General features: G+C 36.6%; 11 protein-coding genes. 2 read left to right on the top strand and 9 right to left on the bottom strand.

Annotation, left to right across the window (positions count from 1 at the left end):
* Positions 1–375 precede the first annotated feature (375 nt).
* The 3 genes from pflB to G600_RS0106520 all read right to left on the bottom strand — a co-directional run bounded on the left by pflB (position 376) and on the right by G600_RS0106520 (position 4,417).
* On the bottom strand, positions 376–2,628 hold the full coding sequence (gene pflB / locus G600_RS0106510; RefSeq protein ID WP_027431220.1) for a formate C-acetyltransferase: 2,253 nt from the start codon (positions 2,626–2,628) through the stop codon (positions 376–378).
* A 355-nt stretch (positions 2,629–2,983) separates the two neighbouring features.
* Positions 2,984–3,295 carry a thioredoxin gene (trxA, locus tag G600_RS0106515; protein ID WP_027431221.1) on the bottom strand — a complete coding sequence of 104 codons (312 nt, stop codon included), beginning with the start codon at positions 3,293–3,295 and terminating at the stop codon, positions 2,984–2,986.
* Positions 3,296–3,433: 138 nt separating this feature from the next.
* On the bottom strand, positions 3,434–4,417 hold the full coding sequence (locus G600_RS0106520) for a putative ABC transporter permease (RefSeq protein WP_027431222.1): 984 nt from the start codon (positions 4,415–4,417) through the stop codon (positions 3,434–3,436).
* A 158-nt stretch (positions 4,418–4,575) separates the two neighbouring features.
* On the opposite strand from G600_RS0106520, the gene G600_RS15020 reads away from it, so the two are divergent.
* Positions 4,576–5,661, top strand: coding sequence for an asparaginase domain-containing protein (locus G600_RS15020; RefSeq protein WP_051195401.1), 1,086 nt, complete (start codon positions 4,576–4,578; stop codon positions 5,659–5,661).
* A 108-nt stretch (positions 5,662–5,769) separates the two neighbouring features.
* Here the strand turns inward: G600_RS15020 and G600_RS0106530 are convergent, their stop codons facing one another.
* The 5 genes from G600_RS0106530 to G600_RS0106550 form a co-directional block, all read right to left on the bottom strand.
* Positions 5,770–7,614 (bottom strand): ABC transporter ATP-binding protein, encoded by a 1,845-nt coding sequence (locus G600_RS0106530; protein ID WP_027431223.1) that lies wholly within the window; start codon positions 7,612–7,614, stop codon positions 5,770–5,772.
* Positions 7,604–9,802 (bottom strand): ABC transporter ATP-binding protein, encoded by a 2,199-nt coding sequence (locus G600_RS0106535; protein WP_027431224.1) that lies wholly within the window; start codon positions 9,800–9,802, stop codon positions 7,604–7,606. The genes G600_RS0106530 and G600_RS0106535 overlap by 11 nt, the downstream gene beginning before the upstream one ends.
* 9 nt (positions 9,803–9,811) lie before the next feature.
* Positions 9,812–10,972 carry a C39 family peptidase gene (locus G600_RS13980; RefSeq protein WP_034245843.1) on the bottom strand — a complete coding sequence of 387 codons (1,161 nt, stop codon included), beginning with the start codon at positions 10,970–10,972 and terminating at the stop codon, positions 9,812–9,814.
* Positions 10,944–11,777, bottom strand: coding sequence for a prolipoprotein diacylglyceryl transferase (locus G600_RS0106545; protein ID WP_027431225.1), 834 nt, complete (start codon positions 11,775–11,777; stop codon positions 10,944–10,946). The genes G600_RS13980 and G600_RS0106545 overlap by 29 nt, the downstream gene beginning before the upstream one ends.
* A gap of 78 nt (positions 11,778–11,855) precedes the next feature.
* A complete protein-coding gene (locus tag G600_RS0106550) occupies positions 11,856–12,575 on the bottom strand; it encodes a YkgJ family cysteine cluster protein (protein ID WP_027431226.1) in 720 nt (239 codons plus the stop codon).
* Positions 12,576–12,752: 177 nt separating this feature from the next.
* Here G600_RS0106550 and G600_RS0106555 point away from each other — a divergent pair, with 177 nt between their 5' ends.
* A complete protein-coding gene (locus G600_RS0106555; RefSeq protein ID WP_027431227.1) occupies positions 12,753–13,766 on the top strand; it encodes a sugar kinase in 1,014 nt (337 codons plus the stop codon).
* 121 nt (positions 13,767–13,887) lie between these two features.
* On the opposite strand, the gene trpB is transcribed toward G600_RS0106555, so the two are convergent.
* Entirely contained in the window at positions 13,888–15,114 is a 1,227-nt protein-coding gene (trpB, locus tag G600_RS0106560; protein WP_330361988.1) for a tryptophan synthase subunit beta, read from the bottom strand.
* Between the last annotated feature and the right edge of the window lie 12 nt (positions 15,115–15,126).

Consider the following 15,126-nt stretch of genomic DNA (forward strand, 5'->3'; position numbering starts at 1 on the left):
ATGCCGAAACAGAAGCATACACACTAGAACCACTTGTTCCAAGCTCACAAGTCACTCGTGTTGAACCTGCATATCCAACTGTTGTTTCTCTTGCTGCAAATACAGACACTGATAATGAAAATGCCATAACTAATGATAGAGCTCCTGCAAATAGTTTTTTCTTAAAACCCCTCACATATATCACCTCCCTTCTATTTAAATATTATTATATTAGTTTTTTAAATACAATCTGTACAATCGTACGGATTTATTAGTACTATTGTTTTACAAATAATGAGTTTTCCATTTTTTAGCATTAAAACAAGGGGCTTGTAGTAAACTACAAGCCCCTTGGCGTCCGAACTATATATATTTAAATTTTATGCTTTTTAAAAATTACATTCTTTCATGGAATGTTCTGCTAATAACATCCATCTGCTGTTCTCTAGTTAAGTCGATGAACTTAACAGCGTAACCAGATACACGGATTGTGAAGTTAGCATACTCAGGCTTTTCTGGGTGTTCCATAGCGTCGATTAACTTATCCTTACCGAATACGTTAACGTTAAGGTGATGAGCACCCTGATCGAAATAACCATCCATTACATTAACAAGGTTGTTAACTCTTTCTTCTTCATTATGACCAAGAGCGTCTGGGTTCATAGTCTGTGTATTAGAAATACCATCAAGAGCCCAACCGTAAGGTAACTTAGTTAATGAGTTAAGAGAAGCAACTAAACCGTTCTGCTCTGCACCGTAAGATGGGTTAGCACCTGGAGCAAGTGGAGAACCAGCTCTACGTCCATCAGGCATGTTACCTGTGTACTTACCGTAAACTACATTAGATGTAATTGTAAGGATAGATGTAGTTGGCTTAGAATTTCTATATGTATGTCTCTTCTTAATCTTATCCATGAATGTCTTAAGTAACCATACAGCGATGTCATCAGCTCTATCATCATCGTTACCATACTTAGGGAAGTCGCCTTCTGTTTCGTAATCAACGTTGAATCCTGTTTCATCTCTGATAACCTTAACCTTAGCATACTTAATAGCAGAAAGTGAATCTACTACATGAGAGAAACCAGCGATACCTGTAGCAAATGTTCTTTCAACATCTGTATCGATAAGAGCCATTTCAGCTGCTTCATAGTAGTACTTATCATGCATATACTGGATTAAGTTAAGTGTATTAACATAAAGACCAGCTAACCAGTCCATCATCTTATCAAACTTAGCTACAACATCATCATACTCTAAGTATTCTGATGTAACACGTGGGAATGCAGGACCAACCTGTTCTCTAGACTTAGCATCTACACCACCATTGATAGCGTAAAGTAAGCACTTAGCAAGGTTAGCTCTAGCACCGAAGAACTGCATTTCCTTACCTGTCTGTGTAGCAGATACACAACAGCAGATAGCATAATCATCGCCCCAGTAAACCTTCATAACGTCATCGTTCTCATACTGGATTGAAGATGTATCTACAGAAATCTTAGCAGCATACTTCTTGAAGCTTTCTGGTAACTTTGAAGAATAAAGTACTGTTAAGTTTGGTTCTGGTGAAGGACCCATGTTCTCAAGTGTATGTAAGAATCTGAAATCTGTCTTAGTAACCATTGAACGTCCATCAACACCCATACCTGCAAGATCACAAGTTACCCATGTAGGATCACCTGAGAATAACTGCTGGTAAGCGTTTGGTCTAGCAAACTTAACCATTCTAAACTTCATTACTAAATGATCGATTAATTCCTGAGCTTCGCTTTCTGTTAATGTACCAGCAGCTAAGTCTCTTGAAATATAGATATCAAGGAATGTAGCAACACGACCAACTGACATAGCAGCACCGTTCTGTGTCTTAACTGCAGCTAAATAACCGAAGTATAACCACTGAACTGCTTCTCTAGCATCCTTAGCTGGCTTAGAGATATCGAAACCATAGCTTGCTGCCATAGCCTTCATACCCTTAAGTGCGTTAATCTGATCCTTTAATTCTTCTCTCTGTCTGATGATTTCATCGTACATTGTACCATCACCACAGTTGTTGAAGTCATGAGTCTTCTCTTCAATAAGGTAATCAATACCGTAAAGAGCAACTCTTCTATAATCACCTACGATACGTCCACGACCATATGTATCTGGAAGACCTGTAATAACATGGCTATGTCTAGCAGCCTTCATTTCTGGTGTGTAAGCATCGAAAACACCCTGGTTATGTGTCTTATGATATTCTGTAAAAACCTTATGCATATCAGGATCTGGTGTATAACCATTCTCTGTTAATGACTTCTCAGCCATTGCAATACCACCGTAAGGCATGAATGCTCTCTTAAGTGGTGCATCTGTCTGAAGACCTACTACTGTTTCAAGGTCCTTCATAGATTCATCAATATATCCTGGGCCGTATGCTGTAAGACCTGAAACAACCTTTGTTTCCATGTCTAATACACCGCCGTTAGCTCTTTCCTGAGCCTGTAATTCCTGTAATCTACCCCAAAGCTTATCTGTTGCTTCTGTAGGGCCTGCTAAGAAACTCTCATCACCATCATAAGGTGTGTAGTTCTTCTGAATGAAGTCTCTAACGTTAACTTCTTCTTTCCAAAGTCTACCTTCGAAACCGTTCCACTGTTCAAACTGTAACATCGTTGAACTCCTCCTTAAAAAGCTATAAAAAATTAATATGTGTGTTTTTGATTGTATATTGTATACAATCACGCTTAAAATAAAATTTGCCATCGCATCAGTTAGATAATTAAATTAACTTTAACTTTGACAAATCTGTAACAATCTTAACCGCAAATATATATTAACACCTATTATTTTTATTTGCAAGACAACTATATCAAGTATTGAATTTAGTACAATCCAATATATTTGAAACTGCATTTTTTATAAAGAAAAGGCGGAGTTTGTCAGACCAATTCATAATCTAGCAAAACTCCACCTCCCAATGAAATTAAAAATAAAAGGTTATTGTAATATTGCGTATCTTAATTGATTAAAGACCCATAAAAGCCTTAAGTGCTGGTTCATTAACAAAACCAACCTGCTTGTTAGCTTCCTTACCATCCTTAAAAAGAATAAGTGTTGGAATTGACATAACATTGAACTTCTCAGCAATTGCTGGGTTCTCATCTACATCAATCTTTACGATCTTTACATCGTCCTGGCTAGCAGCTACCTTTTCAAGTACTGGTGCAAGCATCTTACAAGGTCCACACCATGTTGCCCAAAAATCTACTAATACAGGCTTATCTGAATTTAAAACTTCTGCTTCAAAATTGCTCTCTGTTCCATGAATAATTTGCATATTTTATACCTCCAAAATATAATCACATTTTATGGTTAATTGGCTCAATTAAATTGTGTACAATTATTTTATAACATATCACAATTTTAATTGCAAGGCTTTTTCCTTTTTTTTTAGAAAATTTAGTTTCCTTTTATTTTACTTTTTCATTAATTGCTTAATTTCATTCATTGCCTCACTATCCTTAAAAGTTGCCATTGGGTTTCTCTTAAGAATTCTTGTTAAGTTTCTAATTTGACGTCTATCTGTAGCTTTGACTTTATCCTCTTCCTTAGAAATTACCTCTAATGCTGCCTTTAAAATTGTCTCATCAATTAGCTTCTTCTTTAAAAGTTCTTTAGCTGTATCAGAGGTTCTTGAAAGACCGTTAAGCTTAGTTTCCTTAAAGGCTTCTAAGCTATCAGTAAGATCATTCTTCTTATTCTCTAGATACTTAGCAAAATGTAGTTTCTTTCTTGAAGCTATAAAAGACAGTTCTCTTCTCTTTCTTCTATATTTCTTTCTGTTCTCAGCAAACTCGTCTTCTGCAAATGCATACGCTATTTCTAACTTATCTGTAATAAACTTAATATGTTCATGTTCAGAAGAAATCTTATTGAGCATTGCTTTAAGATCAAGAGCTTCATTAGCAGAAACTGTCACATCCACACTAAAATATGCTGTAAAGATAAAAGCCAGAATCTCTGTTACATATACTGGAAGTCCTAAAACTAGCCCCTCAATAGGTGTATGAATCACCTTAATCATAAGGCAAGAAAAAAATCCCCAACATAGACTTGCGATTAAGCAAATGTGTCCATTTACATTTAAAAATCTCTTTGAATAATCCCAGTATTTAACTCCAAAGATTCTCTCCATTGCAGCCCCAGTAATGTATTCTAGAATTGTTGCTGCTATCATTCCAAAAAAGAAAACCGCCACTAGATTATCTCTAAACTTTATTGTGCTTATTAAAATTGTTACTGCTCCAGACCCATAAATTGGTAAAAAGGGTCCATGTAAAAAACCTCTATTGACTAATTCTCTTTTTCTTACTGATACATAGCAAGACTCCCAAATCCAGCCAATAAAACAATACAATCCAAAAAATATAATCCACTGCGTTAAACTATAATAACTCATGATATCTCCCTTAAATAATGCCTTTAGCATAATTTTAACCTAAATTAATTCTATCACATTTTCATAATCATTAGTTATAAATTATATAGGCTGCCTCTTGAAACTTTGTCTTTGAAACAGTTACAATAAGAGAGAACATTTACTTAGGAGGTTTTTCTATGAATTTACATACAATATTTACTGGAGGAACTATTGGTAGTTTCCTTGGGGATAACGACCTTATTTCCACAGATAAGGGAAGTCCCTATAAACTAATCAATTTTTATAAGAAGAATTATGCAAATGCTACGACTATCAACTTTACAAGCTCTAATCCTTACACTTTATTAAGCGAGAATCTTGATGGCGACCATTTGAATTTACTTATTAAGGAAGTTAGTAAGGTTCTTGAAAATGAAGAGCTTGACGGTATTATCGTAACTCACGGAACAGATACACTTCAGTACAGTGCTGCTGTTTTAGGATACATTTTCAATGATGCAAGAATTCCTATTATTCTTGTTTCTTCTGATTTCGTTCTTGAGGATAAGCGCGCAAATGGCCTTATTAATTACCATGTTGCGGTGGAATTTATGAAGGCAAAGCTTGGCAAGGGCGTATTTGTAAGTTACTGTAACAAGGGTGGAATCCCTACAATCCACAGAGCTACAAGACTAGAGCCACCTGTAACATTATCTGCAGATGTGGAAAGTGTTAAGAAGAGTCATTATGCAATTTATTTAAACGATACATTTGAATTAAATGATCAGTATAAAAGCGATGACAAGAATCTAGAAAGTTTTACAAAGCTTGGACTTGAGGCTAAGGATATTATCTTAACTAATCAGTCTAGCGAGGTAATGCGTATTCGTCCATATGTGGGAATGACTTATCCTGATTTAGATGATTATATTGAAAATTTAGCCCAGGATAATATTATTAACGAAGAAGAGGGACATGAGAAATTTAGTAACTGTCTTGAAGCTATCTTAATTGAAAGTTTCCATTCAGGCACAATCCATGTCACAAAGGAATTAGAGGAATTAACTAACAGGGCTAAGGAGCTTAATATCCCAGTTTATATTACTGGTTTATCTAATAGCGAAAAAGCCTATGAAACTGTTGAGGAATATAGGAAACTTGGCATCATACCTTTAAGAGAATCTTCAATTATTTCTCAGTATTGTAAGCTTTGGCTTGCAGCTAGTAATGGTCTTAATGTTAGAGAGATTATGAATTGCTCTATTGCAGAGGATTGGGTATAAATTAGAAATTTTCTTTTAAACTTAATATGTGGGTAAAAATAAAGACTTGTGAAAATGTGATGATACATTTTCACAAGTCTTTTTATGCTTCCGCCAGCTAATAAAGCTTTAAGATGCTGCTCCGTTACTCTCGAACTGAGAGTTATAAAGGTCTGCATAGAAGCCTTTCTTTGCAATTAACTCGTCATGGCTACCTTGTTCAACAATATCGCCATCCTTCATAACTAGAATAATATCTGCATCTTTGATTGTAGATAATCTATGAGCGATTACAAAGCTTGTTCTTCCACGCATTAAGTTATCCATAGCCTTCTGAATTCTTATCTCAGTTCTTGTATCTACTGAAGAAGTTGCTTCATCTAGAATAAGAATTGGGTTGTCGGCAAGAATTGCTCTTGCAATTGTAAGAAGCTGCTTCTGGCCCTGAGATACATTACTTGCATCTTCATTAAGCTCAAAGTCGTAGCCTCCTGGCAATGTTTCAATAAAGTGATGAGCATGGGCGGCCTTAGCGGCTGCGATTACTTCTTCGTCTGTAGCTTCTAGGCGGCCGTATCTAATATTTTCCATAATACTAGCCTTATAAGCCCATGTATCCTGTAATACCATGCCAAAGGCATCTCTTAAATCACGTCTGTTAAAGTCCTTAATGTTGTGGCCATCAACTAAAATTGCGCCCTCATCTACATCGTAGAATCTCATAAGAAGCTTAACCATAGTTGTCTTACCAGCACCAGTTGGGCCTACAATAGCTACCTTCTGACCTGGCTTTACACTAGCACTAAAGTCTTTAATAATTGTCTGCTCTTTATTATATCCAAATTTAATATGTTCAAATTCAACATGGCCTTCGATACCTTCAGTAGATACTGGATTTTCAACTTCCTGATCTTCCTCTTCCTCATCGAGGAATTCGAATACTCTTTCAGAAGCTGCAGCCATGGACTGAACCTGATTTATTACCTGTGCCATTTGCTGGATAGGCTGTGTGAAGTTCTTTACGTACTGAATAAAGGCCTGAATATCACCAATTGTTATTGTGCCTTTAATTGCAAGTAAACCACCTGTTAAGGCAACGCCTACATAACCTAAGTTACCAACAAACTGCATGATAGGCATCATCATACCTGAGAAGAACTGTGACTTCCAAGCTGAACTGTATAAGACATCATTAGTCTTATTAAAATCATCTACGAAATCCTTCTCCTTATTAAATGCCTTAACAACTAAATGACCACCATAAGTTTCCTCGATTGTACCATTGATGTGGCCTAAGTATTCCTGCTGAACCTTGAAGTATTTCTGAGATCTCTTAATTACAAAAGAAATAAGTCCCATAGATACTGGTAAAATAACTAATGCAATAAGAGTCATTAATGGGGAAATGCTAAGCATCATAACAAGTACACCAATCATTGTGGCAACTGATGTAATAATCTGTGTGATACTCTGATTCAAGCCCTGACTTAAGGTATCAACATCATTAGTTATTCTTGATAAAATCTCACCGTAAGTTCTTGTTTCAAAGTACTTCATAGGTAATCTATTAATCTTTAATGAGATTTCCTTACGAAGCTGATAACTTACCTTCTGAGTAATGCCTGTCATAATCCAGCCCTGAATTAAACTGAATAAAGCACTAAATGCATATAGTAATAAAACAAATATTAAGATTTTTCCAATCTTTGTAAAATCAATTCCGCCTGTTCCAGCAATTTTACTTAATAAACCTTCTGAAAGTGTTGTAGTTGCCCTACCTAAAACTTTTGGACCTACTACTGAAAATACAGTAGATATGGCTGCCATTATCATTACAATAATAATGGCTATTTTATAACGGCCAATGTAGGCAAGTAATTTTCCAATAGAGCCTTTAAAATCCTTGGCTTTTTCTACTGGCATCATTCCTCTACCTGGGCCTCTTCTTGGTCGATTGTTTGTATTATCTGCCATTATTATCACCTCCGTAGAGTTCTTCCTTTGACAACTGTGAACTTGCAATCTGTCTGTAAGTCTCACAATTTTCCAATAATTCCTTATGTGTACCCTTGCCCACAATCACACCATCTTCCATAACTAAGATCTGGTCTGCATGAAGGATAGTGCTAATTCTCTGGGCAACGATAATTACTGTTGCATCAGATACATTTTTAGCAAGTTCAGCTCTAAGCTTAGCATCTGTCTTTAAGTCAAGGGCTGAGAAGCTATCATCAAAAATGTATACCTTAGGCTGCTTTGCAATAGCTCTCGCAATAGATAATCTCTGCTTCTGACCACCTGAAACGTTACTACCACCCTGAGCTATAGGGCTGCTATAAGTATCTGACTTCTTATCAATAAATTCAGTAGCCTGTGCAATTTCGGCTGCCTTTACAACATCCTCACGACTTGCCTCATCTCTACCAAACTTAATATTTGACTCAATATCTCCTGAGAAAAGAACGCCCTTTTGTGGCACAACGCCTAAGGCATCTCTTAAATCATGGAGCTCTATATCTCTAATATCTACGCCATCAAGGCTAATCTTTCCCTTTGTAACATCGTAGAGTCTAGGAATAAGGTTAACCAAAGTAGATTTACCACAACCTGTACTACCAATGATAGCTGTAGTTTCTCCTGGTTTTGCTGTAAATGTAATGTCTGTAAGCACATTTGCCTTGGCATTAGGATACATAAAGTCTACATGATCAAACTCAATAACACCCTTAACATCACTTACTTCCTTAGTTTCCTTAGCATCCTTGATGCTTGACTTAGTTACTAAAACTTCATCAATTCTTTCAGCTGCTACAATCGAACGAGGTAACATAATTGAAAGGCCTGTAAGCATAAGGAAAGACATTACAATCTGAATTGCATATGTTAAGAAGGCTGTCATTGTACCAACCTGCATAACACCCATGTCGATTCTCTTAGCTGAAACCCAAACAATAAGTACTGAAAGACCGTTCATTAAAACTGTCATTACTGGCAACATGAAAGTCATTGTTCTATTAGTGAAAAGTGTTGTCTTTGTAAGGTCTACATTGGCAACATCGAATCTTTCCTCTTCGTGCTTTTCTCTACCAAAAGCTCTAATAACTGGAATACCTGTTAAAATTTCTCTCGATACGAGGTTAACTCTATCCACTAACTTCTGCATTGCCTTAAACTTTGGTAATGCAATAGCCATTAAAAGTCCTACAAAGCCTAGAATTACAACAACCGCAAGAGCAATAACCCAACCCATTCCGGCCTTTGTATTAACAACTCTTATAACACCACCAATACCTAAGATCGGAGCATATAAAATCATTCGAAGCATAAGTACTGCCACGAACTGGATTTGCTGAACATCGTTAGTTGTTCTTGTAATAAGAGAAGCTGTTGAGAACTGATCCATTTCTGCATTAGAGAAACTCATAACCGTTGTATATAATTGTCCTCTTAAATCTCTACCAATACCAGCAGCAACTCTAGATGCAAAGTAGCCAACTAAGATTGTTGCAACTGCAATAACAAGTGCCATTAAAAGCATCTTAAGACCTGCAATTATAAGGTAATGTGTCTGATATGCATCCATATCCATTCCTGCCTTTTCCATCTCAGCCTTAGCATAAGTAATTGCAGTAGTCTTAATTAGGCTCTCGCCCATTGTGTCATATGTTTCTTGGAATTCCTCTCTAATCTGACTAACCATAGCTGAGTAGTCAGTTACACCAGTTGCAGCATAAGCGCTTGCATCAGAGCCTTGATTTGCATCAACCGCTGTTGTATCGGCTGCATTAGCACTAGACTCCATCTCCTGACTAACGGCATTTACTATCATTATTACAAATGCCATGTCCTCGTCATATTCTGAGAGTTTTTCTTCACTCTTAACATTTAAAACATAATTTGATGATTCCTCATCGAAATCGTAACTATTTTCCCAAATCTTTAATTCTTCTTCATTCATGAAAAATTTGGCAAATTCGTAATCGCTTGATGTTATCTCCTCAGGAAGTACATGGTCTACTCCACCATTGATAATTCCCACATCAATAATGTTTGATGTGTACTGAGGCAAGCCTAAATCACAGTAAGCCTGTAGACCAAGTAGTGCTACAATAAGGATTACTGTCTTCCAATAAGGCGCAATTGCCTTTAGAATTCTCTTCATTGGTCCTCCTTAATAAATTAATACTGCTTGAGAAAACTGTGCTTTGTATCTTAATCTAAATGCTGTAAGGGAATATTCCGTTGCACACCCCTTCATTGGATCTGCCATAATGACCTTGTCATTTTCCTTGTCAAAACCAATTAATACTAAGCAATGTTCTCCTCTTAAATAGCCCATGGGCTGTCCCTCATATGTCCATAAAATATTGTTATCTCCCACTGACTTCATGTCTTCGGTAGCCCAGACAATTACTGGATGACCTGCGGCAACAAGGCCAAGTAAAGAGTCAACATCTGTTCCGGAAATGTTACCAATTACTAAACTATTCACGCCTCTAGCCTTTAGGTAATTTTGAGCGCAATTACACAAAGCCTCTGCGTAACAACCGTAACTAGAGTCTGTAAAAACATTCCCTATATATTTTGTAAAATAGTTATCCCCTTTCTCGCCAATATCTAGATAGTTTGCAAGAATCTCCTTATCGCAATCCACCCCTAGATAGTTAAGCACCATGGCAAGTGAAGTTATCTCACAGCCTGATGGCATATCTGGCAACTGGGAAAAACATGTAAAATCATCTAATTCGTACCTTGATGCTGCAGTTGCAAGGACGCTCATATTTATCTTGTGGTAATTGTATAAATTACCCACCCAAATAGGCTTCGTTGCAGAAATGTAAGAATTCTTAACATAGCCCTCATCTGTATCTGTGGCTACTTTGGTGTAATTCTCCCCGATTTCAACTACAACAACTTCATCTCCATAGTAAAGCTCTCCAACCTTACTAGCTCTGTCATTATTGCCGCTTCTAATCCAACAATAGACTAGAGCATAGGCAATTGCCCCCTCTTTATCACTAACAGCACTGCCAGATTCTAGAGCCGCGCTATCAGTAGTTTGAATTATGACCTCCATCTGAGTACTCTCAGCCGTATCTAATTCTGTGCTTTCTTCTTGCACCCCTTCAGTTTCTCTTATGCTTTCTTCATCCGCTGCAACGCTTGGCATGTCGGATAAAGTGACCTTTACAGAGTTTTTTACTTTATTGCTTTTAATGGCAGATGAAAGGATAACTGCCAAAACAATAAGTACAGGAACTGCAACAATTAGCAAATGTTTCAATTGAAGCTTACTTAATTTTTTAAGAAATCTTCTGCCCCTCTTTTTCATAGAATCTCCTAAATAGCTTATGATTTAATATAAGTAACACAATACCAATAACTACCATAATTATAGAGATAAACTGTGATGTTGATAAAGGTCCCACACTACCTCTGACATCACCTCTAAAAATTTCTATTATAAATCTACCTACGCCGTAAGTTAAGAAATAAAGAAATCCCACATCACCAGGAAGCAAGTGCTTTCTTGATGAGTCTCCACCGTGGATATTATTCCAAGCTGTATAGCCCCACTTACGAAAGATAAAGATTAATAGTGCCATGTTTAAAAAGTCCCCAACAGAACTCATTAACTGAGTTGGGATAAGGCGTACACCTGATGGAGCAAATAAGCTGCTCTCCGGGAATACCACGCCAAATCTGCTAGTTGTAATAGCTCCATAACAGCAACCAGCAAGATAGCATCCAATTCTACCAAAGCCCTGTGCTAAGGCGATTTCTGGCATTACTAAATCAAAATACTCCATGAAATTAAGCTTCTTAATCTTGCAATATAAGAAGTTAAATAAGACACCAAATATGATTCCTCCATAAACCACAAATCCTGCAGAGCCAAGAACAGCCATTGGATCTTTTAAAAATGCATCAAATTCCACTATGATATAGAGGAACTTAGCGCCGGCAAAGCCGGAAATACCCGCAATAATTGCAATATCTATTATTGCTTCATCTTTTAACTTGTATAACTTAGCCCTAAATTCTGCTAGAAACATCGCAAAAATAAAGCCCAAGGCAATCATAAAACCGTAACCATGCACAGTAAAATTGCCGATTGTAAACAAATCTGTCTTCATACATCTCTCCCTTTTAATTGTTTTGCATTAATAGATTTTATTACAAAAAATTCCTTTTTGATATAACTTTATATTTATTTAATCAAGGTTTAATTCTTTTCTAACTTTTTTCAAACGCATAGAAAATTCCCTATAAAAACCTGTTAAATTCTTGGCTCTATAAGCAGTCTTATAAAAGCTCTTAAGATTATAGAGATTAAAAATCTGTCTATTCTCCTCTGATAAATCGGCCATTTCAGCTCTAACATCACATAAATACTTATGCCAATTTGAAGAAAAGCTTGAATACTCCTCTAAATCCTCAATTCCAAGCCAATTCTTAACCTTAACCTTAGCTAAGCCATCCTTATAGCACTGATTCTTTTGTAAAATGTAATAAAACTTATCAGAACTTTCCCAATAACGTCCAAGGGGAAACATTCTGCAAATACCTGGTCTGTAACTGTGAATAGTGCATCTGTCACTATCATTTAAAAAACTACAGGCTCTAGATTCATTTTTCATATTAATATTGGGTAAAATAATCCCATCAACGAGATTAAGTTGAATATATTCACTAGCTAAAAGGGAGTCAAAGTCGCTAAATTTAAGGCTTTCACCCGCCTCCTGTTCTTCTGCCTCCTTACTAGCCCTTATTATTTCGAAAATGTCACGAGGATCAAGAACGATATTATTATCCATATCCTTACAACACATTGCAGCGCAACCACTGCAACCACTAGTCTCTGCCTTAACTAAATCATTATCTGTATATAACTTACCATCAGATATCTCATCTAATGAAACTTCTCTAATCATTCTCTCTCCTAATTATAACTTATTTTGTTATTATTTTGTTATTTTTTTGTCGAAGAAATCCACTTATAAAGCGAAAAACCCTCATTTTTGATTATAGCATTATTGACTTTAGTGTGCTACAATGTGTAACTGTGTTTAATAAAAAATTTATTAGGCAGTTAAGGAGATTAAAATAAAATGCAGAAGGAAAAAATTATCACATTCGGTGAGCTTATGATGAGACTTTCACCGGAAAACAATGAGCGATTTACACAGGCTCACTCTTATGAAGCAGTTTATGGTGGTGGAGAGGCCAACACAGCTGTTTCATTATCAAATTTTGGCGTAGATGTTGACTACGTTACAAAGTTACCTTGTCATCCAATTGGACAAAGCGCTGTAAATTCTCTTCGTCAGTATGGCGTTGGTATTAATAGCATTGTTCGTGGTGGCGATCAGATTGGTATCTATTTTCTAGAAAAGAAGACATCACAGAGACCAACTAATGTAATTTACAACAGAGCTGGTTCAGCATTTGCCCTTGCTAAGGAAGAAGATTTTGATTGGGACAAGATTTTTGAGGGTGCTACTTGGTTCCACTTCTCTGGAATAACACCAGCTATTTCTGATGAAATGGCTAAGATTACACTTATTGCTTGTAAAAAAGCTAAGGAACTTGGTCTTACAATTAGCTGTGACTTAAATTACAGAAGCAAGCTTTGGTCTAGTGAAAAAGCTTGTGAAGTTATGACAGAGATTTGTAAGTATGTAGATGTTTGTATTGCAAACGAAGACGATGCTATAGGCATCTTCTCAATGGATCCAAGCAAGGCTGAAAATGTAGAAAAGAACGCTTACATCGCTGGCGAACTTACAAAGATGTTCCCTAACTTTAAGTGCGTTGCTTCAGTTTGGAGAGAAGAAAGAACTATTACAACTTTCAAGCTTCAGTCTATGATTTATAAAGATGGTAAGGCTTATTATAGCAAGGAATATTTCATGAATATTCTTGACTACATCGGTGCTGGTGATGCTTATTGCGCAGGTATTATCTATAGTTTCATTAACGACTATGATACACAAAAGGCAGTAGAATTTGCTAATGCAGCAAGCTGCTTAAAGCACACAGTATCTGGTGACTTTAACTTAGTAACTGCTGAAGAAGTTAATAAGTTAGCATTTTCAAAGGCTGGAAACGAAGTTTCAAGATAAATAAAAGAGATGTGTTAGTAAAGCTGACATATTAAATTATAAAGCAAGCCCGAAAGGCCTGTTTACTGGAAAAATTATGAAAAAAGCCCCTTAAGACTAATTCTTAAGGGGCTTTACTTTACTACTCTACATCACGAATTCCGTACTTCTCAATAATATAATCCATATCCTTATCTCCACGACCTGAAAGGTTAATAAGAATTGAACCCTTACCCATCTTCTTAGCAAGCTTAATTGCATAAGCTACAGCATGAGAACTTTCAATGGCTGGAATAATACCCTCAAGTCTAGAAAGAGTATAGAATGCATCGATTGTCTCTTCATCATCAACCACATCATACTTAACACGGCCTAAATCACGAAGGAAAGCGTGCTCTGGACCTGAAGATGGATAATCAAGTCCGCTGGCAATTGAGTATACTGGAGCAGGTTCTCCATTTTCATCCTTAAGCATAATAGAATTAAAGCCATGCATAATGCCCTCAGTTCCATAAGTTAAGCTAGCTGCATGATCTCCAAGCTTTGGACCACGACCAAGAGGCTCAACACCATAAATATCTACAGGATAATTTAAGAAGCCTGAGAACATACCCATTGAGTTAGAACCACCACCAACGCAGGCTACTACTGCATCTGGAAGTTCTCCTGTCATTTCAACAAACTGCTCTCTAGCTTCAATACCAACGATACTCTGGAAATCACGAACCATCATTGGGAATGGATGTGGGCCAACGCAAGAACCGATACAATAAATTGCGTCCTTATATTCTCTAGCATATGCTGCAAATGCAGCATCTACAGCCTCTTTTAAAGTCTGAAGACCATCTGTAACAGAAATAACATTAGCACCAAGAATTTTCATTCTAGCAACGTTAGGAGCCTGCTTCTTAATATCAACTGCGCCCATGTAAATGTCACATTTTAAACCAAAATATGCTGCAGCTGTGGCAAGAGCAACACCATGCTGGCCTGCGCCTGTTTCAGCGATAATCTTAGATTTTCCCATATATTTTGCAAGTAAAGCCTCACCCATACAGTGATTAAGCTTATGTGCGCCTGTATGATTTAAGTCCTCTCTCTTAGCGTAAAGCTGCACATTTCCAAGCTTAGTTGATAATCTCTCAAGATGAGAAATTGGTGTAGGTCTACCCTGAAATTCCTTACGAATACGACGTAATTCATTAATAAACTTTCTAGACTTACAGATTGTAAAATAGCTCTCTGTAATCTCATTCATAGCAGCCTGAAGTTCATCTGGAATGTAAGAACCGCCATATGGTCCAAAATATCCCTTTTCATTAGGATAGTTCTTAAAATATGTGTCGAAATTCACGTCATTAAAATTCATCTCTTCCTCCAT

It is taken from the genome of Lachnospira multipara ATCC 19207 (genome assembly GCF_000424105.1).
GTDB lineage: Bacteria > Bacillota > Clostridia > Lachnospirales > Lachnospiraceae > Lachnospira > Lachnospira multipara.

Excerpts from the sequence above, each read along its gene's own strand:
- pflB (WP_027431220.1), bottom strand. The coding sequence starts at position 2,628 with ATGTTACAGTTTGAACAGTGGAACGGTTTCGAAGGTAGACTTTGGAAA.
- trxA (WP_027431221.1), bottom strand. The coding sequence starts at position 3,295 with ATGCAAATTATTCATGGAACAGAGAGCAATTTTGAAGCAGAAGTTTTA.
- G600_RS0106520 (WP_027431222.1), bottom strand. The coding sequence starts at position 4,417 with ATGAGTTATTATAGTTTAACGCAGTGGATTATATTTTTTGGATTGTAT.
- G600_RS15020 (WP_051195401.1), top strand. The coding sequence starts at position 4,576 with ATGAATTTACATACAATATTTACTGGAGGAACTATTGGTAGTTTCCTT.
- G600_RS0106530 (WP_027431223.1), bottom strand. The coding sequence starts at position 7,614 with ATGGCAGATAATACAAACAATCGACCAAGAAGAGGCCCAGGTAGAGGA.
- G600_RS0106535 (WP_027431224.1), bottom strand. The coding sequence starts at position 9,802 with ATGAAGAGAATTCTAAAGGCAATTGCGCCTTATTGGAAGACAGTAATC.
- G600_RS13980 (WP_034245843.1), bottom strand. The coding sequence starts at position 10,972 with ATGAAAAAGAGGGGCAGAAGATTTCTTAAAAAATTAAGTAAGCTTCAA.
- G600_RS0106545 (WP_027431225.1), bottom strand. The coding sequence starts at position 11,777 with ATGAAGACAGATTTGTTTACAATCGGCAATTTTACTGTGCATGGTTAC.
- G600_RS0106550 (WP_027431226.1), bottom strand. The coding sequence starts at position 12,575 with ATGATTAGAGAAGTTTCATTAGATGAGATATCTGATGGTAAGTTATAT.
- G600_RS0106555 (WP_027431227.1), top strand. The coding sequence starts at position 12,753 with ATGCAGAAGGAAAAAATTATCACATTCGGTGAGCTTATGATGAGACTT.
- trpB (WP_330361988.1), bottom strand. The coding sequence starts at position 15,114 with ATGAATTTTAATGACGTGAATTTCGACACATATTTTAAGAACTATCCT.